The sequence below is a fragment of the Pseudomonas sp. SWRI18 genome (assembly GCF_014268345.1).
Taxonomy (GTDB): Bacteria; Pseudomonadota; Gammaproteobacteria; order Pseudomonadales; family Pseudomonadaceae; genus Aquipseudomonas; species Aquipseudomonas cedrina.
The window spans coordinates 77,071-103,346 of record NZ_JACCQQ010000011.1 but is presented as its reverse complement, the minus strand read 5'-3'; the positions used below and the strand labels follow the sequence as shown (position 1 = coordinate 103,346).

Annotated in this window: 23 protein-coding genes; 1 reads left to right on the top strand and 22 read right to left on the bottom strand. The window is 60.6% G+C overall.

The window, feature by feature from the left end; genetic code table 11:
- Positions 1–53 precede the first annotated feature (53 nt).
- The 6 genes from H0Z09_RS14350 to H0Z09_RS14325 are packed head-to-tail and all read right to left on the bottom strand — an operon-like array spanning position 54 to position 5,017.
- Complete coding sequence (locus H0Z09_RS14350) at positions 54–689, bottom strand: protein-L-isoaspartate(D-aspartate) O-methyltransferase (RefSeq protein ID WP_010563544.1); 636 nt, start codon at positions 687–689, stop codon at positions 54–56.
- 41 nt (positions 690–730) lie between these two features.
- Positions 731–1,480, bottom strand: a complete 750-nt coding sequence (gene surE, locus H0Z09_RS14345; RefSeq protein WP_186691165.1) for a 5'/3'-nucleotidase SurE — start codon at positions 1,478–1,480, stop codon at positions 731–733.
- The gene (truD, locus tag H0Z09_RS14340) at positions 1,468–2,526 is read right to left on the bottom strand and encodes a tRNA pseudouridine(13) synthase TruD (RefSeq protein WP_186691164.1); all 1,059 of its coding nucleotides are present in this window, start codon (positions 2,524–2,526) and stop codon (positions 1,468–1,470) included. The genes surE and truD overlap by 13 nt, the downstream gene beginning before the upstream one ends.
- Complete coding sequence (gene ispF / locus H0Z09_RS14335; protein WP_186691163.1) at positions 2,523–2,996, bottom strand: 2-C-methyl-D-erythritol 2,4-cyclodiphosphate synthase; 474 nt, start codon at positions 2,994–2,996, stop codon at positions 2,523–2,525. Before ispF ends, truD begins: the two co-directional genes overlap by 4 nt.
- Before the next feature lie 54 nt (positions 2,997–3,050).
- Complete coding sequence (gene fghA / locus H0Z09_RS14330; RefSeq protein ID WP_186691162.1) at positions 3,051–3,896, bottom strand: S-formylglutathione hydrolase; 846 nt, start codon at positions 3,894–3,896, stop codon at positions 3,051–3,053.
- An 8-nt stretch (positions 3,897–3,904) separates the two neighbouring features.
- A complete protein-coding gene (locus H0Z09_RS14325; RefSeq protein ID WP_186691161.1) occupies positions 3,905–5,017 on the bottom strand; it encodes an S-(hydroxymethyl)glutathione dehydrogenase/class III alcohol dehydrogenase in 1,113 nt (370 codons plus the stop codon).
- A gap of 109 nt (positions 5,018–5,126) precedes the next feature.
- Between H0Z09_RS14325 and H0Z09_RS14320 the strand changes: the two genes are divergently transcribed.
- A complete protein-coding gene (locus H0Z09_RS14320) occupies positions 5,127–6,023 on the top strand; it encodes a LysR substrate-binding domain-containing protein (RefSeq protein ID WP_186691160.1) in 897 nt (298 codons plus the stop codon).
- 129 nt (positions 6,024–6,152) lie between these two features.
- On the opposite strand, the gene ispD is transcribed toward H0Z09_RS14320, so the two are convergent.
- From ispD to rseP, 16 genes are all read right to left on the bottom strand, one after another.
- A complete protein-coding gene (gene ispD / locus H0Z09_RS14315) occupies positions 6,153–6,860 on the bottom strand; it encodes a 2-C-methyl-D-erythritol 4-phosphate cytidylyltransferase (RefSeq protein ID WP_186691159.1) in 708 nt (235 codons plus the stop codon).
- Positions 6,857–7,135, bottom strand: a complete 279-nt coding sequence (gene ftsB, locus H0Z09_RS14310; protein ID WP_049709653.1) for a cell division protein FtsB — start codon at positions 7,133–7,135, stop codon at positions 6,857–6,859. Before ftsB ends, ispD begins: the two co-directional genes overlap by 4 nt.
- Before the next feature lie 171 nt (positions 7,136–7,306).
- Positions 7,307–8,596 (bottom strand): phosphopyruvate hydratase, encoded by a 1,290-nt coding sequence (gene eno, locus H0Z09_RS14305; protein ID WP_186691158.1) that lies wholly within the window; start codon positions 8,594–8,596, stop codon positions 7,307–7,309.
- Between the two features lie 157 nt (positions 8,597–8,753).
- On the bottom strand, positions 8,754–9,599 hold the full coding sequence (gene kdsA / locus H0Z09_RS14300; protein WP_076950035.1) for a 3-deoxy-8-phosphooctulonate synthase: 846 nt from the start codon (positions 9,597–9,599) through the stop codon (positions 8,754–8,756).
- A 5-nt stretch (positions 9,600–9,604) separates the two neighbouring features.
- Positions 9,605–11,236 carry a CTP synthase gene (locus H0Z09_RS14295; RefSeq protein WP_076950034.1) on the bottom strand — a complete coding sequence of 544 codons (1,632 nt, stop codon included), beginning with the start codon at positions 11,234–11,236 and terminating at the stop codon, positions 9,605–9,607.
- Between the two features lie 273 nt (positions 11,237–11,509).
- Positions 11,510–12,829, bottom strand: coding sequence for a tRNA lysidine(34) synthetase TilS (gene tilS / locus H0Z09_RS14290; RefSeq protein ID WP_186691157.1), 1,320 nt, complete (start codon positions 12,827–12,829; stop codon positions 11,510–11,512).
- Between the two features lie 160 nt (positions 12,830–12,989).
- Positions 12,990–13,937 (bottom strand): acetyl-CoA carboxylase carboxyltransferase subunit alpha, encoded by a 948-nt coding sequence (locus H0Z09_RS14285; RefSeq protein ID WP_186691156.1) that lies wholly within the window; start codon positions 13,935–13,937, stop codon positions 12,990–12,992.
- A 149-nt stretch (positions 13,938–14,086) separates the two neighbouring features.
- Positions 14,087–17,608, bottom strand: coding sequence for a DNA polymerase III subunit alpha (gene dnaE, locus H0Z09_RS14280; RefSeq protein ID WP_186691155.1), 3,522 nt, complete (start codon positions 17,606–17,608; stop codon positions 14,087–14,089).
- A 106-nt stretch (positions 17,609–17,714) separates the two neighbouring features.
- Positions 17,715–18,347 (bottom strand): ribonuclease HII, encoded by a 633-nt coding sequence (gene rnhB / locus H0Z09_RS14275; RefSeq protein WP_076950031.1) that lies wholly within the window; start codon positions 18,345–18,347, stop codon positions 17,715–17,717.
- Positions 18,344–19,483 (bottom strand): lipid-A-disaccharide synthase, encoded by a 1,140-nt coding sequence (lpxB, locus tag H0Z09_RS14270; protein WP_186691154.1) that lies wholly within the window; start codon positions 19,481–19,483, stop codon positions 18,344–18,346. The genes rnhB and lpxB overlap by 4 nt, the downstream gene beginning before the upstream one ends.
- 2 nt (positions 19,484–19,485) lie before the next feature.
- Positions 19,486–20,262, bottom strand: a complete 777-nt coding sequence (gene lpxA / locus H0Z09_RS14265; protein ID WP_186691153.1) for an acyl-ACP--UDP-N-acetylglucosamine O-acyltransferase — start codon at positions 20,260–20,262, stop codon at positions 19,486–19,488.
- A complete protein-coding gene (gene fabZ, locus H0Z09_RS14260; protein ID WP_003172281.1) occupies positions 20,259–20,699 on the bottom strand; it encodes a 3-hydroxyacyl-ACP dehydratase FabZ in 441 nt (146 codons plus the stop codon). The genes lpxA and fabZ overlap by 4 nt, the downstream gene beginning before the upstream one ends.
- Before the next feature lie 111 nt (positions 20,700–20,810).
- On the bottom strand, positions 20,811–21,866 hold the full coding sequence (lpxD, locus tag H0Z09_RS14255) for a UDP-3-O-(3-hydroxymyristoyl)glucosamine N-acyltransferase (RefSeq protein ID WP_186691152.1): 1,056 nt from the start codon (positions 21,864–21,866) through the stop codon (positions 20,811–20,813).
- A 3-nt stretch (positions 21,867–21,869) separates the two neighbouring features.
- Positions 21,870–22,373: an OmpH family outer membrane protein gene (locus tag H0Z09_RS14250; protein WP_003219314.1), complete on the bottom strand. Its 504-nt coding sequence runs from the start codon at positions 22,371–22,373 to the stop codon at positions 21,870–21,872.
- A gap of 45 nt (positions 22,374–22,418) precedes the next feature.
- Positions 22,419–24,806, bottom strand: a complete 2,388-nt coding sequence (bamA, locus tag H0Z09_RS14245) for an outer membrane protein assembly factor BamA (protein WP_186691151.1) — start codon at positions 24,804–24,806, stop codon at positions 22,419–22,421.
- 74 nt (positions 24,807–24,880) lie between these two features.
- Entirely contained in the window at positions 24,881–26,233 is a 1,353-nt protein-coding gene (rseP, locus tag H0Z09_RS14240) for a sigma E protease regulator RseP (RefSeq protein ID WP_186691150.1), read from the bottom strand.
- Positions 26,234–26,276 lie beyond the last annotated feature (43 nt).

Here is a 26,276-nt window from a genome sequence, read left to right as displayed (position 1 = left end):
CCCCGATGTAAGACACATCCCCGCCAGCGGAATTCACCGCAGGCAAAAATTGATCAGGCCAGCGGGCCGTTGAGCAACGGCACAAAACGAACAGCGCCCAGTACATGCCGGGAAAAGCCTTCGTCCTCACGGATGATGAGCATCAATTGTTGCACTTCACCGGAGCCAACCGGAATCACCAGGCGCCCACCGGGAGCGAGTTGGTCGAGCAACGCTTGTGGAACATCGGTGGCCACGGCGGTCACGATGATGCCGTTGTACGGCGCCAGCGCCGGCCAGCCTTCCCAGCCGTCACCCCAGCGAAACACCACGTTGCGCAGGTTCAACTCCACCAGGCGCTCCTTGGCGCGATCCTGCAGCACCTTGATACGCTCGACGGAGAACACCCGCTCGACCAGTTGCGCCAGCACGGCGGTCTGGTAGCCGGAGCCGGTGCCGATCTCCAGCACCTTGTCCAGGGGGCCCGCCGCCAGCAGCAACTCGCTCATGCGCGCCACCATGTACGGCTGGGAGATGGTCTGGTTATGGCCGATGGGCAGCGCCGTGTCTTCATAGGCACGGTGGGCCAGGGCTTCATCGACAAACAGATGCCGAGGCGTGCGCCGGATCACTTCCAGTACCTGGGCGTTGGACAGGCCTTCTTCGTAGAGGCGCTGGATCAAGCGTTCGCGGGTACGCTGGGACGTCATCCCGATACCGCGACGCAGCAAGTCGTCTTGTTCACGGCCCATCAGCGCAACCCCTCCAGCCAGCCATCGAGACCACTGAAGGCATCACTGAAGGTGCGATCAAACTGCAATGGGGTAATCGATACATAGCCTTGCATCACCGCATGAAAGTCCGTTCCCTCACCGCCATCCTCGGCATCACCCGCCGCGGCAATCCAATAGCCTTCCCTGCCACGCGGGTCGACCACCTTCAACGGCGCCGCCGCACGGGCACGATGGCCCAGGCGCGTCAGCTGGATGCCGCGAATACGGTCGAGGGGCAAATTCGGGATATTGACGTTGAGCACTGTGCGCGGCGGCAGCTCCAGGGAACCATGGGCCTCCACCAGCTTGCGTGCGTAATAGGCGGCAGTCGGCAGGTTATCCAGTTGGCGCGAAGCGAACGAAAAGGCAAACCCGGTACGCCCCAGGAAACGCCCTTCGAGGGCCGCCGCCACGGTACCGGAATACAGCACGTCATCGCCCAGGTTCGCACCGAGGTTGATGCCCGACACCACCAGGTCCGGCGCCTGCTCCAGCAGGCTGTTGATCGCCAGGTGAACGCAGTCGGTGGGCGTGCCGTCCACGCTGATAAAGCCATTGTCCAGGATGTGCGGGTGCAGCGGACGGTTGATCGTCAGCGAACTGCTGGCGCCGCTCCTGTCCTGGTCGGGGGCAACCACCACGCACTCGGCATAATCCTGCAGCGCAGCATAGAGCGCGGCAAGACCGGGTGCGGTGGCACCGTCATCGTTTGATATCAGAATACGCATGGGTTGTCCGTCTGCCCCACCGGCACCAGATCAACAAGCTCGCGCACCAAGACAGTGGCGAAGCATCCGGCCGGCAGGACGAATTCCAATTGCAGAATGTCCAGCGAGGGATAATGCCACGTCAAACCGCCAATGGGCAGTCGCAGAATGCGACGTTCCTGGCTCATGCCGGCATTCACCAGCCAATCGCGCAGTTCGGCTTCACCGGCGGCAACCGCCTGTTCCAGCGCGAAGGTTGCGCCACCGGCGGGCGAATCGCCTTCGCCCCACTGCGGCCCGGTCGGGTGCAGGTCCAGGATTGCCAGGCGCGGGTCGCTGCACTCAGCCTCCCCCGCCGGGAAAAAACTGCGGCTGTCGGTAAAGGCCAGCAGGTCGCCGACCTGGGCACGCTGCCATGAACCATCAGCCACACGTGCCGCCAGCACTTTGTTGAACAGCAAGCTTCGGGCGGTGGAGAGCAGCCGCGAACGCACGTTGCGCTGCTCCGGCAAAGCCTTGCGCGCGGCCCACTCCCGGGCGTCGACGACGTTGCCGCCGTTGTGGCCGAAGCGCTGGGCGCCGAAATAATTGGGAATGCCATGTTGTGCAATCAGTTGCAGTCGCGCGTCGATGGCGGCGGTATCAGCGGCCAGTTGAGTCAGGCGCAAGGTGAAGCCATTGGCCGCATGCGCGCCGCGCTGCAGCTTGCGCTTGTGGCGGGCGGTCTTGAGGATCTTGAGGGTGTCGTTTTGCGCTGCGCTCATGTCCGGATCGGCCTTGCCCGGCAGTTGCACACTGAACCATTGGCGGGTCAACGCCTGGCGATCCTTCAGCCCGGCATAGCTGACGGTACGCAACGGCACCCCGGCGGCCTTGGCGATACGCCGCGCGGCTTCCTCGGTATTGAGGCCACGCTTCTCGACCCACAACCACAGGTGCTCGCCTTCACCCGTGAGTGGAATATCGAGCACTTCGTCCACCTGGAAATCTTCAGCCGTGGCCTTCAGCACCGCGCTGCCCAAGGCTTCGCCATAGGCCCGCGGGCCCAGCAGTTGCAGGTCATTCATGCGCGCAGCAACAAGGCGACGGAGTGCACGGCGATGCCCTCTTCACGACCGGTGAACCCGAGCTTTTCGGTGGTGGTGGCTTTCACGTTCACTTGATCCAGTTCTATTTGCAGATCCGCGGCAATCAGCGCGCGCATCGACTCGATATGGGGGGCCATCTTTGGCGCCTGGGCCACGATTGTGTTGTCGACATTGCCAACCTTCCAGCCCTTGGCATGGATCAGGCCGACCACGTGGCGCAGCAATACACGACTGTCCGCACCCTTGAACCTCGGGTCGGTGTCCGGAAAGTGCTTGCCGATATCGCCCAACGCCGCCGCGCCGAGCAAGGCATCGCTCAAGGCATGCAGTACAACGTCGCCGTCGGAATGAGCCAGCAGCCCATGATGGTGCGCGATACGCACGCCGCCCAGGGTGATGAAATCGCCTTCAGCGAAACGGTGCACATCGTAGCCGTGGCCAATACGCATAAAAAAACGCCCCGATTTAATTCAGGGCGTGATTCTACCTACTTTTGCCGCAGATTAACCGAGCAAAGCACGGCCATGGTGTCGCAAATGATCTTCGATGAAGCTGGCGATAAAGAAGTAGCTGTGGTCATAGCCGGGTTGCAGGCGCAGTTCCAGCGGATGGTTGGCCGCCTTGGCCGCTTGTTGCAGGGCTTCAGGCTTGAGTTGCACGGCGAGAAAATCGTCGCGGTCGCCCTGATCCACCAACAGTGGCAGCTTTTCCGTGGCTTCGCTGATCAACACGCAGGCGTCCCATTCGCGCCACTTGGAGCGCTCTTCGCCCAGGTAGCGAGAGAAGGCTTTCTGGCCCCACGGGCAATCCATTGGATTGTTGATCGGCGAAAACGCCGACACCGACTGGTAACGCCCGGGGTTGCGCAGCGCACACACCAATGCGCCGTGGCCACCCATGGAGTGGCCACTGATGCCGCGTTTGTCGGAGGCCGGGAAATGCGCTTCAACCAACGCGGGCAATTCCTGCACCACGTAGTCATGCATCCGATAGTGCTTGGCCCAGGGTTCCTGGGTGGCATTCAGATAGAAACCCGCGCCAAGACCGAAATCCCAGGCGTTATCCGGATCGCCCGGTACACCCGGCCCACGTGGGCTGGTGTCCGGCGCGACGATGATCAGACCCAGCTCGGCGGCCATGCGCTGGGCGCCGGCCTTCTGCATGAAGTTCTCATCGGTGCAGGTCAGGCCCGACAGCCAATACAGCACCGGCAGCTTGCCGCCCTGCTCCGCTTGCGGCGGCAGGTAGACGGCGAAGGTCATGTCGCAACCGAGCACATCGGAATGATGCTTGTAGCGTTTATGCCAGCCGCCGAAGCTTTTCTGGCACGACAGGTTTTCCAGACTCATGGCCGACCTCAGAAGTGGATGACGGTACGAATGCTCTTGCCTTCATGCATCAGGTCAAACGCTTTGTTGATGTCTTCCAGGCCCATGGTGTGGGTAATGAAGGTGTCCAGCGGGATCTCGCCGGTCTGGGCCATTTCCACGTAGCTTGGCAGTTCGGTACGGCCGCGTACGCCGCCGAAGGCCGAGCCGCGCCAGACGCGGCCGGTCACCAGCTGGAAGGGACGGGTGGCGATTTCCTGGCCGGCACCGGCCACGCCGATAATCACCGACTCGCCCCAACCTTTGTGGCAGCACTCAAGGGCGGCGCGCATCAGATGCACGTTGCCGATGCATTCGAAGGAAAAATCCACGCCGCCGTCGGTGAGGTCGACGATCACGTCCTGGATCGGGCGATCATAGTCTTTCGGGTTGATGCAGTCGGTCGCGCCCAGTTGCTTGGCAATTTCGAACTTGGCCGGGTTGATGTCGATAGCAATGATGCGGCCGGCCTTGGCCTTGACCGCGCCGATCACCGCCGACAAGCCGATACCGCCCAGGCCGAAGATGGCCACGGTGTCGCCCGGCTTGACCTTGGCGGTGTTGAGCACCGCACCGATGCCGGTGGTGACGCCGCAACCCAGCAGGCAGACTTTTTCCAGCGGTGCCTCTTTAGGAATCTTGGCGACGGAAATTTCCGGCAGCACGGTGTACTCGGAGAAGGTCGAGGTCCCCATGTAGTGGAAAATCGGCTGGCCCTTGTAGGAAAAACGCGTGGTGCCGTCCGGCATCAGGCCTTTGCCCTGGGTGGAACGAATCGCCTGGCACAGGTTGGTCTTGCCCGACAGGCAGAATTTGCACTGGCCGCATTCCGGGGTGTACAGCGGGATCACATGGTCGCCAACAGTCACCGAAGTCACGCCCTCGCCGATCGCTTCCACCACCGCACCGCCTTCGTGGCCGAGGATAGACGGGAAGATACCTTCCGGATCCGCGCCCGACAGGGTGTAGGCGTCGGTGTGGCACACGCCGGACGCAACGACCCGCAGCAGCACCTCGCCGGCCTTGGGCATGGCGACATCCACTTCAACGATCTCAAGGGGCTTTTTGGCTTCGAAGGCTACGGCGGCGCGGGACTTGATCATCCGAGTTTCTCCAGGCAATTGAAAACTGAGACGGTGAGTGTAAAACATGGCCGATTGATTAATAATCCAGGCAAAAGCAAAACTTTATTGCTGTACAGGGATAATCGACATGCTGGAAAACCGCTGGGAAGGCATCGATGAGTTCGTCGCCGTCGCCGAATGCAGCCAATTCACCGCTGCGGCGGAACGGCTGGGCGTGTCGTCGTCCCATATCAGCCGGCAGGTGGCGCGCTTAGAGGAGCGCCTGCAAACACGGTTGCTGTATCGCAGCACGCGCAAGGTCACCCTGACCGAAGCGGGCCAGACCTTCCTGCAACATTGCCAGCGCCTGCAAGACGGCCGCGAAGAAGCCCTGCGCGCGGTGGGCGACCTGGCCAGCGAACCCAAGGGCATGTTGCGCATGACCTGCGCCGTGGCCTACGGCGAGCGCTTTATCGTGCCGCTGGTCACCCGCTTCATGGGGCTTTACCCGCAGTTGCGCGTGGATATCGAATTGAGCAACCGCCAGCTGGACCTGGTGCACGAAGGCCTCGACCTGGCGATCCGCTTGGGGCGCTTGCAGGATTCGCGCATGGTCGCCAGCCGACTGGCGCCCAGACGCATGTATGTGTGCGCGTCGCCCTCCTACCTGGCGCGGTATGGTCGGCCACATAGTTTGTCGGAATTGAGTCGGCATAACTGTCTGATCGGCAGCTCGGATATCTGGCAACTGGCCCAGGGCGGACGCGAATTTTCCCAGCGTGTGCAGGGAAACTGGCGCTGCAACAGCGGGCAAGCGGTGCTCGACGCGGCGTTGCAAGGTGTGGGGTTGTGCCAGTTGCCGGATTATTATGTGCTGGAGCATCTGCACAGCGGCGCGCTGGTGTCGTTGCTGGAGGCGCATCAGCCGCCGAACACGGCGGTGTGGGCGCTGTACCCGCAACAGCGGCATTTGTCGCCGAAGGTCAGGAAGTTGGTGGATTTCTTGAAGGAAGGGTTGGCTGGGCGGCCGGAGTACAGTGGGTGATTATTCGGTGTTTGCGCTGGCCTCTTCGCGAGCAAGCCCGCTCCCACATTTGACCGCGTTTATCCTGTGGGAACACGGTCGAATGTGGGAGCGGGCTTGCTCGCGAAGGGGTCGACACGGTTTAACCGACTACCGCCGATTAGCCCACCGCAACCTGAGCCACTCAAGATCCTCCGGCCGGGTCACCTTGATATTGTCCGAGCGCCCTTCAATCAGGCGCGGCGCCTGGCCGGACCATTCCATGGCCGACGCTTCGTCGGTAATCAGCGCATCCGCCACCAGGCTGTCGGCCAAGGCGCGATGCAATGCACCGAGGCGGAACATCTGCGGCGTATAAGCCTGCCAGATCAAGCTACGGTCGACGGTCTCGACGACGCGGCCGTGCTTGTCGACGCGCTTGAGGGTATCGCGGGCCGGCACCGCCAACAGGCCGCCGACCGGGTCGTCAGCCAGTTCGCTTAATAGCTTGTCCAGGTCGTCCCGACTGAGGTTGGGCCGTGCAGCATCGTGCACCAACACCCAATCCTCATCACTTGCACCCTGCCCATGCAGGTGCAACAACGCGTTGAGCACAGAGCCCGAACGCTCCGAGCCGCCGTCCGCACGCTGGATGCGCGGGTCTGTGGCACATGCCAGGGTAGGCCAATAGGGATCATCGTTGGCCAGGCTGAGCACCAGGCCTTTGAGCGATGGATGGTCGAGAAAACAGCCAAGGCTGTGTTCGAGAATAGTGCGCCCGCCCAGTTGCAAATATTGCTTGGGACGGTCCGCCGCCATACGGGCACCGACGCCCGCGGCAGGAATCACGGCCCAGAAGGCCGGCAAGCTGTTGCTCATTGGGCCAGCTGGTAGAGGGTTTCGCCCTCCTTGACCATGCCCAACTCATGACGAGCCCGCTCTTCAACGGTCTCCGTACCTTTTTTCAGCTCAAGCACTTCGGCATCGAGGACGCGGTTACGCTCCAGCAGGACTTCGTTTTCGGCGTGCTGTGCAGCAATTTGCTCGGTCAGGTCTTTTACCTGCGCAAAGCTGCCATTACCCACCCATAGGCGGTACTGCAGGCCAGCCAGCAACAAGAGCAAGACGAGGAACAACCAATTGGGACTGCGCATCGAATATCGGGTATCCAGTGAAAAAAGACAGCCATGCAAAACTTTCAAAGCAACTGATAGCACGAAGCCTGGAAGAACCAGGCTTGTGCATGATAGCCCTCAGATTAGCGTCGAAAACCACACTGTCGTGAGTTTTCCGACGCAATCCGCCGACTTTTTATCACTTATCGATCAGCCGCGAAACTCGCCGCGACCGTTGTACTTGGCCTTGCCGGCCAGTTGCTCTTCGATACGCAGCAACTGGTTGTACTTGGAAACGCGGTCGGAACGGCACAGCGAACCGGTCTTGATCTGGCCTGCCGACGTGCCCACGGCCAGGTCGGCAATGGTCGAATCTTCGGTTTCGCCGGAGCGGTGCGAGATCACTGCCGTGTAGCCCGCGGCCTTGGCCATCTGGATGGCTTCCAGGGTTTCGGTCAGCGTGCCGATCTGGTTGAACTTGATCAGGATCGAGTTGGCGATCTTTTTATCGATGCCTTCCTTCAGGATCTTGGTGTTGGTCACGAACAGGTCGTCGCCCACCAGCTGGATTTTCTCGCCGATCTTGTCGGTGAGGACTTTCCAGCCATCCCAGTCGGACTCGTCCAGGCCATCTTCGATCGAGATGATCGGGTAGCGCTCGGTCAGGCCCTTCAGGTAGTCAGCGAAACCTTCGGAGTTGAACACCTGGCCTTCGCCGGAGAGGTTGTACTTGCCGTCTTCATAGAACTCGCTGGCCGCGCAGTCCAGGGCCAGGGTCACGTCGGTGCCCAGCGTGTAGCCGGCGTTGGCCACGGCTTCGGAGATCACTTTGAGTGCATCTTCGTTGGACGCCAGGTTCGGTGCGAAACCGCCTTCGTCACCCACTGCAGTGCTCAGGCCACGGGCCTTAAGTACAGCCTTGAGGTGGTGGAAAATCTCGGTGCCCATGCGCAGGCCTTCGGAGAACGACTTGGCGCCCACCGGCTGGACCATGAATTCCTGGATGTCGACGTTGTTATCGGCGTGCTCGCCACCGTTGATGATGTTCATCATCGGGACCGGCATCGAATACACACCCGGGGTGCCGTTCAGGTTGGCGATGTGGGCGTACAGCGGCAGGTCCTGGTCCTGTGCGGCCGCCTTGGCAGCGGCCAGGGACACGGCGAGGATGGCGTTGGCGCCCAGGCTGCCTTTGTTTTCGGTGCCGTCGAGCTGGATCATCGCGTGGTCCAGGGCTTTCTGGTCCAGCGGGTCCTTGCCCAGCAACAGGTCACGGATCGGACCGTTGATGTTGGCTACCGCCTTGAGTACACCCTTGCCCAGGTAACGGCTCTTGTCGCCATCACGCAGTTCCAGCGCTTCGCGCGAACCGGTGGAAGCACCGGACGGCGCGCAGGCGCTGCCGATGATGCCGTTATCGAGAAGCACGTCGGCTTCGACGGTGGGGTTGCCACGGGAGTCGAGAACTTCACGACCTTTGATGTCGACGATTTTTGCCATTGTTGTAAACACTCCAAAGTTGACGAAAACGACGCAGCTGAAGGAAATCTTTTGACCGACCGCAAGGGTGGAACAACGGGGCAGGCTTGCAGGCGACAAGACCCAGGCCCTCGGGCCTGAGCGAAAAGCGTAGGAAAGTCTACCGGAGAAACCGCGCTTACGCGGTCTCTACCGTCGGAAAACTCTTGACCAGTTCGTCCAACTGCTTGAGCTGGGCCAGGAACGGTTCCAGCTTGTCCAGGCGCAGGGCGCATGGGCCGTCGCATTTGGCGTTGTCCGGGTCCGGGTGGGCTTCCAGGAACAGGCCGGCCAGGGACTGGCTGATGCCCGCTTTGGCCAGGTCAAGTACCTGGGCACGGCGCCCGCCAGCGGAATCGGCGCGACCACCGGGCATTTGCAGCGCGTGGGTCACGTCGAAAAACACCGGGTACTCGAACTGTTTCATGATGCCGAAACCGAGCATATCCACCACAAGGTTGTTGTAGCCGAAGCTCGAACCACGCTCGCAGAGGATCAACTGGTCGTTACCCGCTTCCACGCACTTGTTCAGGATGTGTTTCATTTCCTGGGGTGCGAGGAACTGGGCTTTCTTGATATTGATCACCGCGCCGGTCTTGGCCATCGCAACGACCAGATCGGTCTGACGCGACAGAAAGGCCGGCAACTGGATGATGTCGCACACCTCGGCGACCACGGCAGCCTGTTCAGGCTCGTGGACGTCGGTGATGACCGGCACGCCGAAGGCTTGCTTGATGTCCTGGAAGATCCGCATGCCTTCCTCGAGGCCTGGCCCGCGATAGGAAGTCACGGACGAACGGTTGGCCTTGTCGAAGCTGGCCTTGAACACGTAGGGGATACCGAGTTTCTCGGTCACCTTGACGTACTCTTCACAGACCTGCATCGCCATGTCACGGCTTTCCAGCACGTTCATGCCGCCGAACAGCACCATGGGCTTGTCGTTGGCAATCTCGATGTCGCCTACGCGAATGATCTTCTGGGCCATCAGGGTTACGCCTTCTTCTGATGTTGGGTCAGTGCTGCTTTAACGAAACCGCTGAACAACGGGTGACCGTCGCGCGGCGTCGAGGTGAACTCAGGGTGGAACTGGCAGGCCACGAACCAAGGATGATCCGGCGCCTCGACCACTTCAACCAGCGCGCCATCACCGGAGCGACCGGAGATTTTCAGGCCGGCCTCTTTGATTTGCGGCAGCAGGTTGTTGTTCACTTCGTAGCGGTGACGATGGCGCTCGACGATCACGTCCTTGCCGTAGCAGTCGTGAACCAGCGAGCCCGGCTCCAGCAGGCAGTCCTGCGCGCCAAGACGCATGGTGCCGCCCAGGTCGGAGGCTTCGGTGCGGGTCTCGACGGCGCCGGTGGCATCTTCCCACTCGGTGATCAGGCCCACGACCGGGTGGCCGCTCTTGCTGTCGAACTCGGTGGAGTTGGCGTCTTTCCAGCCCATCACGTTACGGGCGAACTCGATGACGGCCACTTGCATGCCCAGGCAGATCCCCAGGTACGGCACCTTGTTTTCGCGAGCGTACTGCACCGCGGTGATCTTGCCTTCCACGCCACGCAGGCCGAAACCGCCGGGCACGAGGATCGCGTCAACGCCTTCGAGCAGCGCGGTGCCCTGGTTCTCGATGTCTTCGGAATCGATGTAGCGCAGGTTGACCTTGGTACGGTTGCTGATGCCTGCGTGGCTCATCGCTTCGATCAGCGACTTGTACGCGTCCAGCAGCTCCATGTACTTGCCGACCATGGCGATGGTGACTTCGTGCTCGGGGTTGAGCTTGGCGTCGACCACGGCTTCCCACTCGGACAGGTCCGCACCGTTGCATTGCAGGCCGAAACGCTCGACCACAAAATCGTCCAGGCCTTGGGAATGCAGGATGCCGGGGATCTTGTAGATGGTGTCGGCGTCTTCCAGCGCGATCACCGCACGTTCTTCAACGTTGGTGAATTGCGCGATCTTGCGACGCGAGGAAATGTCGATCGGGTGATCGGAACGGCACACCAGCACGTCCGGCTGCAGGCCGATGGAACGCAGTTCCTTGACTGAGTGCTGGGTAGGCTTGGTTTTGGTTTCGCCGGCGGTGGCGATGTAGGGCACCAGGGTCAGGTGCATCAGCATCGCGCGCTTGGCGCCGACTTCGAAACGCAACTGGCGGATGGCTTCGAGGAACGGCTGGGATTCGATGTCACCCACGGTGCCGCCGATCTCGACCATCGCCACGTCGGCATCGCCTGCACCCTTGATGATGCGGCGCTTGATTTCGTCGGTGATGTGCGGAATCACCTGGATGGTTGCACCCAGGTAGTCGCCACGGCGCTCCTTGCGCAGCACGTGCTCGTAGACACGGCCGGTGGTGAAGTTGTTGTTCTGGGTCATTGTCGTGCGGATGAACCGCTCGTAGTGGCCCAGGTCCAGGTCAGTCTCGGCGCCGTCATGGGTGACGAACACTTCACCGTGCTGGAACGGGCTCATGGTGCCCGGGTCGACGTTGATGTACGGGTCCAGCTTGAGCATGGTGACTTTAAGCCCCCGCGCCTCCAGGATGGCCGCCAATGAAGCGGAGGCAATGCCTTTCCCCAATGAAGAAACAACACCGCCCGTGACGAATATGTAGCGCGTCATGAAAAACCCTAGAAGTCTGCGTTAAAGCGGTCCGAGCCGCCGGGGAAAGCGAAGAGAGGCCGAAGCCCCCGATCACCTGCATTAATCACAGTGCACCTTTCAAAAAAACCGCCGCGTGGTGACAGACCAGCAATGGAACACCGGTACGTTGATCGCTACACATTTTTTGGAATCGCCCAGCAAAGACTGCTTGGTAATCGGCAACTGCTGCGATTCAGTTGAATCCACAGAAGTTGTATCAAGAAGGGAGCGTAGTCTACCGGAAAGGCGCTATCAGCTCAAACCTTGATCGCAGGTCTGTGGCATCCAATGTAATTGCCAGCCCTCACTCGGCGCCGCCCAGCGTCCAGCGATGCTGGGCACCCCCAGCAATTGCTCGTCCCGATACAGCAGCGGCAATCTGCCACGCACGAAGCCCGGCAGCCCGCTTTCGTTAAGCAGCCGCTTCAGGTCGCGCCGGCCGCGACCTGGCACTTCGATGACTTCACCGCCCTGCCGGTAACGGACCTGCAACGGACCTTCGGGGGCGTTGCCAGTGAATTTCAACTGACCGTTGCCGGGTAACTCTAGTGGGTTTTGCGGATCGGGCCAGCCCAGCGATGCGTCGGAAAATTCCGACCAAGTGGCGGGCAACCACCAGAGGCGCTCGCCGCTACGGTGCATCTCGCCGTCGGTCAGGCGCCATACAGGCTGTGCGTCACCCTTGGCATCGCGCAGGGAATGCCAACTGGCCCAGTGGTCGCTGTCGGGAAGGCGTGTCAGCGGCGCCAGCCAATGGCGCAGGGCGTTGCGCTGACGGGCGTCGGTAAGCTCGCGCAACGGCGCAAGCGTCAGGGACGGCAAGTGCAGCCAGGGAAACGGCGAAGACTGGTCAGCGGCGTGCAAATCCATCTGCGCCAGCTCATCGAGCAAGCCCTGGGCTTCACTCAGATGCTCGGCGGTGCGCGCCAGGCCGGATACGGCTTGCGGCCAACGCTCCGTCAGCACAGGGAAGACCTGGTGGCGCAGGTAGTTGCGTGAGAAGCGTGAATCGGCGTTAGACGGGTCCTCGATCCAGTTGAGCTGGTGCTCGTTGGCGTAGGCCTCCAACTCGCCCCGCGATACATCCAGCAAAGGCCGCACCAGATAGCCAGCAGCCAGGGGGCGCTGTGCTGGCATTGCCGCTAATCCTCGTAAACCAGCCCCACGCAGTAGACGGAATAACAAGGTTTCAGCCTGATCATTGCGATGCTGGCCCGTAAAAAGCACCTGCCCTGCGCCGGTCACCTGAGTGAACGCCTGATAACGTGCGTCACGGGCGGCCCCCTCAAGACTGCCACCCGGCCGCACTTGCACACGCAGGATGCGCAGAGGCACGCCCAGGCTGTCGCACACCGATTGGCAATGACCCGGCCAGACGTCACCGGCAGCTTGCAGGCCATGATGGATATGGACAGCGCCGAGGGGCGGCAGGGTTTCGGTTTTTACCAGGCAGGCCAGGAGGTGCAGCAGGACGGTAGAGTCAAGTCCGCCCGAGAACGCGACGTGCCAGGCCGGGGCATTGCGCCAGGGGGCCAGGGTTTGCAGGAGTTGGGCGGATAGAGTTGGTTTCATTAAAGGTTATCGCCGAACTGGAATACGTTCGCCAAGCATACACAAAGCAAATGTGGGAGCGGGCTTGCTCGCGAAGGCGGTGTATCAGCCAACCGATCCAGTGACTGACACCCTGCATTCGCGAGCAAGCCCGCTCCCACATTTTGGTCCTGCGTTGGTCTTAGAGACCGTAGCTCATCAAACGCTCATAACGACGGGCCAGCAGCGCTTCGTTATCCAGCTTCTTGAGCATTGCCAGTTGCGAAGCCAACTCACCACGGATAGTCGCGGCGGCGGCGGCCGGGTCGCGGTGGGCGCCGCCCAGTGGCTCGGCGATCACTTTGTCGACAATGCCCAGGCCTTTGAGGCGCTCGGCAGTGATGCCCATGGCTTCGGCAGCGTCCGGCGCCTTTTCGGCGGTTTTCCACAGGATCGAGGCGCAACCTTCCGGCGAGATCACCGCGTAGGTCGAATATTGCAGCATGTTCAGTTGGTCGCAGACGCCAATGGCCAGCGCGCCGCCGGAACCACCCTCGCCAATCACGGTGGCGATGATCGGGGTTTTCAGGCGCGACATGACGCGCAAGTTCCAGGCGATCGCTTCGCTCTGGTTGCGCTCTTCGGCGTCGATACCCGGGTAGGCACCCGGTGTGTCGATGAAGGTCAGGATCGGCATTTTGAAGCGTTCGGCCATTTCCATCAGGCGGCACGCCTTGCGGTAGCCTTCCGGACGCGGCATGCCGAAGTTGCGGCGCACTTTTTCGCGCACTTCGCGACCTTTCTGGTGACCGATCACCATCACCGGCTGGTCGTCCAGGCGAGCGATACCGCCCACGATGGCCGCGTCGTCGGAGAAGTGGCGGTCGCCGTGCAGCTCGTCGAATTCAGTAAAGATGTGCTGGATATAATCCAGGGTATAAGGACGGCGCGGGTGGCGAGCCAGGCGCGCGATCTGCCAGCTGGTCAGCTTGCCGAAGATGTCTTCGGTGAGCGTGCTGCTCTTGTCTTGCAGGCGAGCGATCTCATCGCCGATGTTCAGCGAATTGTCATTGCCGACCAGGCGCAGTTCTTCGATCTTGGCTTGCAGGTCAGCGATCGGCTGTTCGAAATCAAGAAAATTCGGGTTCATAAGCGTCCGTCTTGGGTCGACGGCCAGGGGGTGCCTGGCCAGCCGGTTGTCTGTTCGCGCCCTACCTTAAGGGAGAGGCGCGTCCAGGTCGAGATTAAATGTTTCGTCGAGATCAGGCGATTTCTGCTCAAAAAGAAAGCGCCTGGCCATCAACGGTATTGGAGGAAGACGTTGTCACGACCGAACTGGTCACGCAATGCCTGAATCAAGCCATCCGCGGGATCAATTCGCCAGGCCTCGCCAAACTGCAACATGGCCTTGGCGTCGTTGCCGGTGTACTCCATGGTCACCGGGCACGCGCCACGGTGGCGTTTGAGCAAATCCCCCAACCAGCGTAGCTGATCGCCCTTGAGCGCTTCGGTCTTGACCTTCAAACGCAGGCTCTCGGCCAAATTGGTGCGCGCGTCTTCCATGCTCATCACCCGCTTGATCCGCAGGCGCAGGCCGCCGGAGAAATCATCGTTGCTGACCTCCCCTTCCACCACCACCATGGCGTCGGTCTGCAGCAGCGACTGGGCGGAGTGGAACGCGTCGGCAAACAGTGACGCTTCGATGCGGCCCGAGCGGTCGTCGAGGGTGATGAAGCCCATCTTGTCGCCCTTTTTGTTTTTCATCACCCGCAGGGCGATGATCATGCCGGCGACGGTCTGGGTGTCCCGTGCAGGCTTCAGGTCGATGATGCGCTGACGGGCGAACCGGCGGATTTCACCTTCGTATTCGTCAATCGGATGGCCGGTAAGGTACAGGCCCAGGGTGTCTTTCTCACCCTTGAGACGCTCCTTGAGGGTCAGTTCCTTGGCCTTGCGGTGGTTAGCGTACACATCCGCATCTTCTTCGACGAACAACCCGCCAAACAGGTCGGCGTGGCCGCTGTCATGGGTGCGGGCGGTCTGTTCGGCGGCCTTTATCGCCTCTTCCATTGCGGCAAGCAAAACCGCGCGGTTGCGGTCGATATTCGCCTGGTAAGCCTTGGGCTCGTCATGGAAGTACGGGCCGAGACGGTCGAGCGCACCGCTACGGATCAGGCCATCGAGGGTTCGCTTGTTGATGCGCTTGAGGTCCACCCGCGCGCAGAAGTCGAACAAGTCCTTGAACGGCCCGTCCTGGCGCGCTTCGGTGATGGCTTCCACCGGGCCCTCGCCCACGCCCTTGATCGCACCGAGGCCATAGATGATGCGGCCTTCGTCGTTCACCGTGAACTTGAACTCCGAGGCGTTCACGTCCGGCGCATCGAGGCGCAGCTTCATGGTGCGCACTTCCTCGATCAAGGTAACGACCTTGTCGGTGTTGTGCATATCCGCCGAGAGTACCGCGGCCATGAACGGCGCCGGGTAGTGGGCTTTCAGCCAGGCGGTCTGGTACGACACCAGGCCGTAGGCGGCGGAGTGGGATTTGTTGAAGCCGTAACCGGCGAATTTTTCCACCAGGTCGAAGATGTTGCCGGCCAGGTCCGCGTCGATATTGTTGGTGGCGCAACCCTCGATGAAACCGCCGCGCTGCTTGGCCATTTCCTCGGGTTTTTTCTTACCCATGGCACGACGCAACATGTCCGCGCCGCCGAGGGTGTAACCCGCCATCACCTGGGCGATCTGCATCACCTGCTCTTGATACAGGATGATGCCGTAGGTCGGTGCCAGTACGGGCTTTAGGCCTTCGTATTGATAGTCGGAGTGCGGGTATGCCAGTTCGGCGCGGCCGTGCTTACGGTTGATGAAGTCGTCCACCATGCCCGATTGCAACGGGCCCGGACGGAACAGGGCAACCAGTGCGATCAAGTCTTCCAGGCAGTCGGGCTTGAGCTTTTTGATCAGCTCCTTCATGCCGCGCGACTCAAGCTGGAACACCGCAGTGGTTTCGGCTTTTTGCAGCAGGCTGTAGGTCGGCTTATCGTCCAGTGGGATAAAGGCGATATCCAGCGGTGCTTCACCCACCTTGGCGCGGTCGCGGTTGATGGTCTTGAGCGCCCAGTCGATGATCGTCAGGGTGCGCAGGCCGAGGAAGTCGAACTTCACCAGGCCGGCCGCTTCCACGTCGTCCTTGTCGAACTGGGTAACCAGGCCGTCGCCTTCTTCATCGCAATAGATCGGCGAAAAGTCGGTGAGCTTGGTCGGGGCGATAACCACACCACCGGCGTGTTTACCGACGTTACGCACCACGCCTTCGAGTTTGCGCGCCATGTCCCAGATTTCGGCGGCTTCTTCATCGACCTTGATGAAGTCGCGCAGGATTTCTTCCTGCTCGTAGGCCTTTTCGAGGGTCATGCCAACTTCGAACGGGATCATCTTCGACAGGCGATCGGCCAGGCCGTAGGACTTGCCCTGCACACGGGCCACGTCGCGGATCACCGCCTTGGCGGCCATGGAGCCGAAGGTGATGATCTGGCTGACCGCGTTGCGGCCGTATTTCTCGGCCACGTATTCGATCACGCGGTCACGGCCGTCCATGCAGAAGTCGACGTCGAAGTCGGGCATGGACACCCGTTCCGGGTTCAGGAAGCGTTCGAACAGCAGGTCATATTCCAACGGGTCGAGGTCGGTGATCTTCTGCACATAGGCGACCAGCGAGCCCGCACCTGACCCCCGGCCCGGGCCAACCGGCACGCCGTTGTTCTTGGCCCATTGGATAAAGTCCATCACGATCAGGAAGTAACCGGGGAACCCCATCTGGATGATGATATCCAGCTCGAAATTCAACCGGTCGACGTAGACCTGGCGTTTGGCCTCGTAGTCTTCGGTGGTGTCTTTGGGCAACAGGACGCTGAGGCGATCCTCCAGGCCATCGAACGACACCTTGCGGAAGTACTCATCGATGGTCATACCATCGGGAATCGGGAAGTTGGGCAGGAAGTGCTTGCCCAGTTTCACTTCGATATTGCAGCGCTTGGCAATTTCGACGGAGTTTTCCAGGGCCTCGGGCAGGTCACTGAACAGCTCGGCCATTTCCTCGGCGCTTTTGAGGTACTGCTCTTCGCTGTAGTTCTTTGAGCGGCGCGGGTCGTCCAGGGCCCGGCCCTCGCCGATGCACACGCGGGTTTCGTGGGCCTCGAAGTCTTCCTTCTTGATGAAGCGCACATCGTTGGTGGCCACCAGCGGCGCGCCCAGCTTGTCGGCCAGGGCCACGGCGGCGTGCAGATGTTCTTCGTCATTGGGGCGGTTGGTACGTTGCACTTCCAGGTAGAAACGATCGGGGAACACCTGCATCCACTCACGGGCCAGCACCTCGGCTTCGTGCGGGTTGCCGCCGAGCAGCGCGAGACCGATCTCACCCTCTTTGGCCGCCGAGAGCATGATCACGCCCTCGCTGGCCTCGGCGACCCATTCGCGCTCGATGATGATCGAGCCGTTGCGCTGGCCGTCGATAAAGCCACGGGAAATCAGTTCGGTGAGGTTGCGATAGCCCACGCCATTCATCGCCAGCAGGCTGATGCGGCTCAACGCGTTGTCAGGGTCTTTGTTCGACAGCCACAGGTCGACGCCGCAGATCGGCTTGATGCCGGCGCCCATGGCGTTCTTGTAGAACTTGACCAGGGAACACATGTTGTTCTGATCGGTAACCGCTACCGCAGGCATATTCATGCCCACCAGGGTTTTGACCAGCGGTTTGATCCGTACCAGGCCGTCGACCAGGGAGTATTCAGTGTGCAGGCGTAGATGAACGAATGAAGCCGGCATGATGATCCTGTGCTTATACGTGGAGACAACTGGGTGAAAACAACTGTTTTTGAAGACAGCAAGGCCCGGATTGTACCGGGCCCTGGCAAAAACATCAGCCTTGCGGCTATACCTCGATGAGGCTCTCGCGCAGCTCGTAAGCCTGGCGCACCGGGGCGAAGGAGCGGCGATGGATCGGCGTCGGTCCGAGGCGAGCCAGGGCTTCCAGATGAACGGGCGTCGGGTAGCCTTTATGACCACCGATGCCGTAGCCGGGGTAGATCAGTTCAAACGCCGCCATTTCACGGTCGCGACTGACCTTGGCCAGGATCGACGCCGCAGCGATGGCAGGTACCTTGCCGTCGCCCTGAATGACCGCCTCGGCCGGCATCGACAGTTTCGGACAGCGGTTGCCGTCGATCTTCGCCAGCTTGGGGGTGATGTGCAGGCCTTCCACCGCGCGCTGCATGGCAAGCATGGTGGCGTGGAGAATGTTCAGCTCGTCGATCTCTTCGACCTCGGCACGGGCGATATGCCAGCTCAGGGCCTTCTCACAAATTTCGTCGTAGAGCTTTTCGCGGCGCGCTTCGGTGAGTTTCTTCGAGTCGTTGAGACCCAGGATCGGGCGGTTCGGATCGAGGATCACCGCCGCCGTGACAACAGCGCCGCACAAAGGCCCGCGACCGACTTCGTCAACACCGGCCACCAGCTCGTGGGCTTCGGCAACCAGACTGAAATCCAGGCCCATTTGCGTCGTCATAAAGCTTCCTGTTTTTTGCCGATCAAGGTCAATACGGCGTCCGCCGCCTGATTCGACGCATCACGGCGCAGGGTGCGGTGGATGTCGTCAAAACCGCGGGTCTGTTCTTCACCGCCGTCAATCAAGGGTAGTAGGGTTTTCGCGAGGGCCTCGGGTGTTGCATCGTCCTGCAACAACTCCGGCACCAACAGGCGCTGGGCCAGCAAGTTTGGCAAGGAAATATAAGGGCTTTTGACCATGCGCTTGAGGATCCAGAAGGTCAACGGCGCCAGGCGGTAAGCCACGACCATCGGTCGCTTGTACAGCAAGGCCTCCAGCGTTGCCGTACCCGAAGCGATCAGCACCGCATCACAGGCCGCCAGGGCCAGGTGCGATTGGCCGTCGAGCAAGGTCAATGGCAGGTTGCGGCCTTCAAGCAGCGTTTCGATCTGTGCACGACGTTGCGGACTCGCGCAGGGCAGTACGAAACGGACGCCTGGCTTCAAGGCTTGCAGGCGCTCGGCAGCGTCAAAGAATACCGAGGCAAGGCGCCCGACTTCGCCACCACGACTGCCGGGCATCAGCGCGACCAGCGGGCCGGCGGGCAAGCCAAGTTCGGCGCGCGCCGCGGCGCGGTCAGCCTCCAATGGAATGGTGTCGGCCAGGGTATGCCCGACAAACCTCACCGGCACGCCCTTTTCTTCGTAGAACCTGGCTTCGAACGGCAGCAGGGTCAGCATCAAGTCGCAGCCTTCGCGGATCTTGAGCACGCGTTTCTGCCGCCACGCCCACACGGACGGGCTGACGTAGTGCACGGTCTTGATCCCGGCCTGACGCAACTTGAGTTCGATAGTAAGGGTGAAGTCCGGCGCGTCGATCCCGATAAACACGTCGGGCTTTTCTTCGATCAGGGTCTGGATCAGCAACTTGCGCCGCGCCAGCAGCTCGCGCAGACGGCCCAGCACCTCCACCAGCCCCATGACCGACAAGCGCTCCATGGGGAAATAGGAAACGAGCCCTTCGGCCTGCATCAGCGGGCCGCCGACCCCGATGAACTCCACCGCCGGATGCTGGGCCTTGAGGGCCCGCATAAGACCTGCGCCCAAAATGTCACCGGAAGCTTCTCCGGCCACCAGCGCGATACGCAGATTAGCCATGATCAGCGGGTGATGCCGCGAGTCGACGCCTGGATCGAGTCACGGAACACCGCAACTTCCGGGAACGCCGCTGCCGGCTCGGCCAGTTGGAGCAACGCCTGGTCCACGGTGAGCCCCTGGCGGTAAACCACCTTGTAGGCGCGGCGCAACGCATGGATGGCCTCTTCGCTGAACCCGCGACGGCGCATGCCCTCGAAGTTCATGCTGCGGGCCTCGGCCGGGTTGCCGAATACCGTGACGAACGCCGGAACGTCCTTGCCGATGGCGGTGCCCATGCCGGAAAAGCTGTGTGCGCCGATATGGCAGTACTGATGCACCAGGGTGAACCCGGACAGGATTGCCCAGTCATCAACGTGCACATGGCCCGCCAGCGCGGTGTTGTTGACCAGGATGCAATGGTTGCCGATCACGCTGTCATGACCGATGTGCGCGTAGGCCATCACCAGGTTGTGATCGCCCAGGGTGGTCTCGGCCCGATCCTGCACGGTGCCACGGTGAATGGTCACGCCTTCACGGATGATGTTGTGATCACCGATTACCAGGCGCGTTTCTTCACCCTTGTACTTCATGTCCGGGGTGTCTTCGCCTACCGAGGAGAACTGGTAGATGCGATTGTGTTTGCCAATGCGGGTCGGACCTTTGAGGATCACGTGCGGCCCGATGACAGTCCCCTCGCCGATTTCCACACCTGCGCCGATGATCGACCAGGGGCCGACCTCAACGTCGGCGGCCAGTACGGCCGACGGATCGATGATTGCGCGAGGGTCAATCAAACTCATAGTTTGCGTTCCGCACAGATGATCTCGGCGGAGCACACTGGCTTGCCGTCCACCGAGGCCTGGCATTCGAACTTCCAGATCTGGCGCTTGCAGCTGATGAACTTGGCTTCCAGGATCAGCTGGTCGCCCGGGGTCACCGGGTTGCGGAAACGCAGCTTGTCGGAGCCCACGAAATAGTAGAGCGTGCCATCGGCAGGCTTGAGGTCGAGCATTTTGAAACCAAGGATACCGGCAGCCTGGGCCATCGCCTCGATGATCAGCACGCCCGGCATGATGGGATGCGCGGGAAAGTGACCATTGAAGAAAGGTTCGTTGATGCTGACATTCTTGTAGGCACGAATGCGCTTTTCCTCGACGTTGAGGTCCACTACGCGATCCACCAGCAGGAACGGGTAACGGTGAGGCAGGTATTCGCGAATCTCGTTGATGTCCATCATTTCGGGGGGAAGCCTGTAATAAAGATTGGGGGCGGGCGAACTAAACGCACGCCCCGCTAGCAAATCAAGGAGGCAGTCTAGCGGCTGTGCACACTTGATATGGAAATGGTATCAGCCTTCTGATGAAGCATTACCGCCAGGGGTCACGTCCCCAACACGCTTTTCCAGCTGTTTGAGACGTCGCGCCATGTCGTCGAGCTGCCTCAACCGCGCTGCACTCTTGCGCCATTCAGCCGCAGGCTGCATGGCGGTACCGGAAGAATAGGCCCCGGGTTCGGTAATCGAGTGGGTGACCATGGTCATGCCAGTGATGAAGACGTTGTCGCAAATATCGATATGCCCTACCAGCCCTACGCCACCGGCGAGCATGCAATGCTTGCCGATCCGGGTGCTGCCGGAGATCCCCACACAGGCGGCCATGGCGGTGTGATCGCCAATCTGCACGTTGTGGGCGATCTGGATCTGGTTATCGAGCTTCACGCCGTTGCCGATCACGGTATCGGCCAGGGCCCCGCGATCGACAGCCGTGTTCACGCCAATCTCCACGTCGTCGCCGATCACTACGCCGCCGACCTGGGCAATCTTGTTCCAGATGCCCTTGGCGTTGGCAAAGCCAAAGCCTTCGCCACCAATCACGGCACCCGATTGGATGACCACACGCTCACCGATACGCACATCGTGGTACAGGGTTACGCGCGGTGCGAGCCAACCGTCGGCGCCGATTTCACAGCGCGCACCGATAAAGCAATGAGCACCGACCGTGACGCCCGCCGCAATGCGCGCACCGCTCTCGATCACCGCAAAGGCACCGATGCTGGCCGTTGGGTCAACCTGGGCATCATCGGCAATCACCGCAGACGGATGAATACCGCCGCAGGCCTTGGGTTTTGGATCGAACAGGTGCGACACCCGCGCATAAGCCAGGTACGGGTCGTCCACCACCAGCGTCTCCCCGGCAAACCCCTCGGCGTCAGCGGCTTTGAGCAACACGGCGGCGGCTCTGCTGTCGACCAGGTATTTACGGTATTGAGGATTTGCGAGGAAGCTCAACTGAGCTGGGCCAGCCTCCTGCAAGGTGGCTAGCCCAGTGATTTCTTTCTCCGGGGAGCCACGCAAGGTAGCCCCCAGGAACTCGGCCAACTCGCCGAGCTTGATAGTCGCAGTCATGGCTTACTTCAGCTGGTTCATGCGCTCGATCACCTGACGGGTGATGTCGTATTGAGGCTTGACGTCGATTACAGCGCCACGCTCGAACACCAGGTCAAAGGCACCCTTCTTGATGACTTCTTCCACGGCGCTGTCGAGTTTCGGCTTCAGCTGTTTCAGCATTTCACGGTCGGCAACAGCTTTGGCTTCGTTCAGCTCTTTGGACTGGAACTGGTAGTCACGGGCCTTTTGCTTGAACTCAAGCTCCAGACGCTCGCGCTCGCCTTGCTGCATCTTGTCGCCACCGGCTACCAGACGATCCTGGATGCCTTTGGCGCTGCTTTCCAGCGTCTTGAGCTTGGTCAGTTGCGGACCAAATTTTTTCTCGGCATCCACGGCGTATTTCTTGGCCGCATCGGATTCCAGCAGCGCCATCTGATAGTTCAGCACGGCGATTTTCATTTCGGCGAACGCCGGGGTCGCTACCAGCACGGTTGCCAGCAGAACCAATTGAGTCAACTTACGCACGATGTACTCCTACAGAATCCGTTGTCGTTATCTTGGGTCAGACGCTTAGAACGTCTGGCCGAGGGAGAATTGGAAAATCTGGGTTTCAGCGTTATCCGGTTTCTTGATCGGCATGGCCAGAGCAAAGCTCAATGGGCCAAGCGCGGTCACCCAGGTCACACCCACACCCACGGAGCTTGCGAGGTTGCTGAGGCTCACGTCGTTGCACTTGGTGTCGGACTTCACGCCGCTAGGGTTGGTGATCTGCTCGCACTTGGAGTCGAACACGTTACCCACATCCCAGAAGACCGAAGTCCGCAGGGAACGCTGATCTTTCACGAATGGAAGCGGGAACAGGATTTCCGCACCACCCTGGATCAGGACGTTACCACCGAATGGCAGCGGGTCATTATCCGAATCAGGATTTGTACCCTGGTTACCGGTTACACCAACGCCACGGCTAGGCGTACCGCGCGGGCCCAGGGTGCTGTCCTTGAAACCACGTACGGAGTTGAAGCCACCCGCGTAGTAGTTCTCGTAGAACGGCAGACCGTTGGTGGAGCCGTAACCGTCGCCATAACCCAGTTCAGTGTGCAGGCGCATGGTGTAGTTGTCGCTCAACGGCGTGAACAACTGGCCGCGGTAGTCGAGCTTGAAGAACGACAGGTCGCTGCCCGGCGTGGTGGTTTCCAGGGTCAGGCTCTGGGAATGACCACGGGTCGCCAATACACCTTTGTTCAGGGTCGACTCGGACCAGCCGGCAGACGCCTTGAAGTTGAGGAACTTGTCACCTTCACGACGGGTGAAGTCAAAGATTTCGTCCACGGTGTAGACGCCGGTCTTGATCTCATCCTGTTGCGCAGTGAGGCCGAAGGTCAGGCGCGAGGTCTCACTGATCGGGTAACCCACGTTGACACCGGCACCCAGGCTGTCGATTGCATAGCTTGCAACGTCGACGTCGAGGTCTTTGTAGTCGGTGGTGCGGTAGAAGGCGTTGTAGCCCAGGCTCACACCGTCTGCAGTCCAGTAGGGGTCGGTATAACCGAAGTTGTATCGGCTCTGGTATTCGCTTCGGGTCAGGCCGATGGACACTCGGTTACCAGTACCCAGGAAGTTGTTCTGGGTGATCGAACCACCCAGGATAAGGCCGGCACTTTGTGCGAAGCCCACGCTGGCGGTGATCGAACCCGATGCCTGCTCTTCGACGGCGTAGTTCACGTCGACCTGGTCATCCACACCCGGTACGGCCGGGGTTTCGACGTTGACTTCCTTGAAGAAGCCCAGGCGCTCAAGACGGGTCTTGGACTGGTCGATCAGGTACGTCGAGGCCCAGCCACCTTCCATCTGGCGCATTTCCCGACGCAGCACTTCGTCCGAGGACTTGGTGTTGCCACGGAAGTTGATGCGGTTCACGTAGGCACGCTTGCCTGGATCGACCACGAAAGTGATGTCCACTGTGTGGTCGTCATCGTGCGGGGTCGGCACGCCGTTGACGTTGGCGAAGGTATAACCTTCGTTACCCAGGCGGCGGGTGATCAGTTCGGACGTAGTGGTCATCAGCTTGCGCGAGAACACCTGGTCCTTCTGCACCAGCAGCAGCGCCTTGACCTGGTCTTCAGGCACTTTCAGGTCGCCGCTGAGCTTCACGTCACGAACCTTGTACTTCTCGCCTTCGTTGACGTTGACCGTAATGTAGACGTGCTTTTTGTCCGGGGTGATGGACACCTGGGTCGAAGCGATATCCATGTTGATATAGCCACGGTCCAGGTAGTAGGAACGCAGGCGCTCCAGGTCACCAGAGAGTTTTTCACGAGCGTACTTGTCATCGTTCTTGAAGAACGACAGCCAGTTGGTGGTCTTGAGTTCGAACAGGTCGATCAGGTCATCGTCGGCGAACTTGGTATTGCCCACCACGTTGATGTGCTGGATGGCCGCCACGGTGCCTTCGTTGATGTTGACCTTGAGGCCGACACGGTTGCGCGGCTGCGGCACCACTTCCGTTTCCACGGTCGCGGAATAGCGACCTTGGGCAACGTACTGGCGTTGCAGCTCGTTACGTACACCTTCGAGGGTGGCGCGCTGGAAGATCTCGCCCTCGGCCAGGCCGGATTGCTTCAGGCCTTTCATGAGGTCTTCAGTGGAGATCGCCTTGTTGCCTTCGATCTCGATACTGGCGACGGAAGGCCGCTCGACCACGGTGATGACCAGGACGTTGCCTTCGCGACCCAGCTGGATGTCTTGAAAGAAACCGGTTTTGAACAGCGCACGAGTGGATTCCACCAGGCGACGGTCATCAGCCTGTTCACCGACGTTCAACGGTAAGGCACCAAAGACGCTACCCGCGGAAACCCGCTGGAGGCCGTTGACGCGAATATCGGAGATGGTGAAGGACTCGGCGTGAACTTCGGCGATCATCAATACGGTGAGAACCGCAGTTAGCAGCAGACGTTTCATGAAGTCCTTTCTTATTCCAACTGGCAATAAACAAACTGCCGCAAAATGCGGCAGATTCGCAATTCAGCGAAGCGTTACAGTCGACCCAGATCGTTGACCAAGGCTAATAACATCACCCCGACCACCAAACTGATACCGATCTGTATCCCCCAACCCTGCACCCGATCCGACAAGGGACGACCACGCGCCCACTCGACCAGATAAAACAACAGATGCCCCCCATCCAATACTGGAATGGGCAACAAATTCAGAACACCCAGGCTGATACTCAGATAAGCCAGGAAATTCAGGAAATCCGCGACACCCGACTGGGCAGAAGCGCCCGCCACTTTAGCAATGGTTATCGGTCCACTCAAGTTTTTTACCGAGAGCTCGCCGAACAACATTTTCTTGAGGGAGTCGAGGGTCAGCACACTCATGGTCCAGGTGCGTTTTGCACCCTCGCCAATCGCTGCCAACGGCCCGTAACTGACCTCGCGCACCATCGATGGCGGCCAATCGACTGCTTTGACCCCGGCACCCAGGTAACCCCCAGCCGCCTTGGCCTCCCCACGCACCGACAGGGTCACGGGGACGTCGATTTGAGCACCTTCGCGCTCAACTTTCAGCACAATTTTAGTATCAGGACGTACGCGAACCAGGTCGACCACCTGCTGCCAGTCACCCAGCGCCTGGCCATCGAGGGCCAGCAGGCGATCACCGGTCTTGAGGCCTGCGGCCTGGGCCGGACCTTTCGGATCCAGCTCAGCCAACACCGGCGGCAGGGCCGGACGCCATGGACGTATGCCCAGGGACTTGATCGGATCAGGCTCGTCAGCGCCCTTGAGCCACTGATCGAGAGCCAGCTCCCGCGGGGTTTCGGTGGTGGAATCCTGCTCGCGCACCACAACATTGACCGTGCCGCTTTCGCCGAGACGACGCACCAGCTGCAAATTGACCGCGCCCCAGCCCGTGGTGGGTTCGCCATCAATCGATACAATTTCCTGCCCAACTACCAAACCGGCCTTGGCGGCAATACTGTCCGGCTCGACCGCGCCGATGACCGGACGTACCTGCTCGCTGCCCAGCATGGCCAAGACCCAGAAAAACACCATCGCCAACAGGAAGTTGGCAATCGGGCCGGCGGCGACAATGGCAATACGCTGACGAACGGTCTTGCGATTGAAGGACTGGTCCAGCTGGTCGGCCGGCACTTCGCCTTCGCGCTCATCGAGCATCTTGACGTAGCCGCCCAACGGAATGGCCGCAATCACGAACTCGGTGCCACGGCGGTCATGCCAGCGCAACAGCGGCATGCCGAAACCGACTGAAAAGCGCAATACCTTGACGCCGCACCGACGCGCCACCCAGAAGTGGCCGAATTCGTGGAAGGTAACCAGCACGCCCAGAGCAACCAGGGTGCCGACAATCATGTAAAGCGCACTCATCTAATTTCTCCGCATTCCAATCCAGTGCCTGACGGCTGAAAAC

Excerpts from the sequence above, each read along its gene's own strand:
- H0Z09_RS14325 (WP_186691161.1), bottom strand. The coding sequence starts at position 5,017 with ATGATCAAGTCCCGCGCCGCCGTAGCCTTCGAAGCCAAAAAGCCCCTT.
- H0Z09_RS14350 (WP_010563544.1), bottom strand. The coding sequence starts at position 689 with ATGACGTCCCAGCGTACCCGCGAACGCTTGATCCAGCGCCTCTACGAA.
- lpxD (WP_186691152.1), bottom strand. The coding sequence starts at position 21,866 with ATGACTGCGACTATCAAGCTCGGCGAGTTGGCCGAGTTCCTGGGGGCT.
- dnaE (WP_186691155.1), bottom strand. The coding sequence starts at position 17,608 with ATGCCGGCTTCATTCGTTCATCTACGCCTGCACACTGAATACTCCCTG.
- surE (WP_186691165.1), bottom strand. The coding sequence starts at position 1,480 with ATGCGTATTCTGATATCAAACGATGACGGTGCCACCGCACCCGGTCTT.
- lpxA (WP_186691153.1), bottom strand. The coding sequence starts at position 20,262 with ATGAGTTTGATTGACCCTCGCGCAATCATCGATCCGTCGGCCGTACTG.
- H0Z09_RS14295 (WP_076950034.1), bottom strand. The coding sequence starts at position 11,236 with ATGACGCGCTACATATTCGTCACGGGCGGTGTTGTTTCTTCATTGGGG.
- truD (WP_186691164.1), bottom strand. The coding sequence starts at position 2,526 with ATGAATGACCTGCAACTGCTGGGCCCGCGGGCCTATGGCGAAGCCTTG.
- H0Z09_RS14285 (WP_186691156.1), bottom strand. The coding sequence starts at position 13,937 with ATGAACCCGAATTTTCTTGATTTCGAACAGCCGATCGCTGACCTGCAA.
- fabZ (WP_003172281.1), bottom strand. The coding sequence starts at position 20,699 with ATGATGGACATCAACGAGATTCGCGAATACCTGCCTCACCGTTACCCG.
- eno (WP_186691158.1), bottom strand. The coding sequence starts at position 8,596 with ATGGCAAAAATCGTCGACATCAAAGGTCGTGAAGTTCTCGACTCCCGT.
- ispD (WP_186691159.1), bottom strand. The coding sequence starts at position 6,860 with ATGAGCAACAGCTTGCCGGCCTTCTGGGCCGTGATTCCTGCCGCGGGC.
- tilS (WP_186691157.1), bottom strand. The coding sequence starts at position 12,829 with ATGAAACCAACTCTATCCGCCCAACTCCTGCAAACCCTGGCCCCCTGG.
- fghA (WP_186691162.1), bottom strand. The coding sequence starts at position 3,896 with ATGAGTCTGGAAAACCTGTCGTGCCAGAAAAGCTTCGGCGGCTGGCAT.
- bamA (WP_186691151.1), bottom strand. The coding sequence starts at position 24,806 with ATGAAACGTCTGCTGCTAACTGCGGTTCTCACCGTATTGATGATCGCC.
- H0Z09_RS14320 (WP_186691160.1), top strand. The coding sequence starts at position 5,127 with ATGCTGGAAAACCGCTGGGAAGGCATCGATGAGTTCGTCGCCGTCGCC.
- rnhB (WP_076950031.1), bottom strand. The coding sequence starts at position 18,347 with ATGACGACGCAAATGGGCCTGGATTTCAGTCTGGTTGCCGAAGCCCAC.
- ispF (WP_186691163.1), bottom strand. The coding sequence starts at position 2,996 with ATGCGTATTGGCCACGGCTACGATGTGCACCGTTTCGCTGAAGGCGAT.
- kdsA (WP_076950035.1), bottom strand. The coding sequence starts at position 9,599 with ATGGCCCAGAAGATCATTCGCGTAGGCGACATCGAGATTGCCAACGAC.
- lpxB (WP_186691154.1), bottom strand. The coding sequence starts at position 19,483 with ATGGCTAATCTGCGTATCGCGCTGGTGGCCGGAGAAGCTTCCGGTGAC.
- ftsB (WP_049709653.1), bottom strand. The coding sequence starts at position 7,135 with ATGCGCAGTCCCAATTGGTTGTTCCTCGTCTTGCTCTTGTTGCTGGCT.
- rseP (WP_186691150.1), bottom strand. The coding sequence starts at position 26,233 with ATGAGTGCGCTTTACATGATTGTCGGCACCCTGGTTGCTCTGGGCGTG.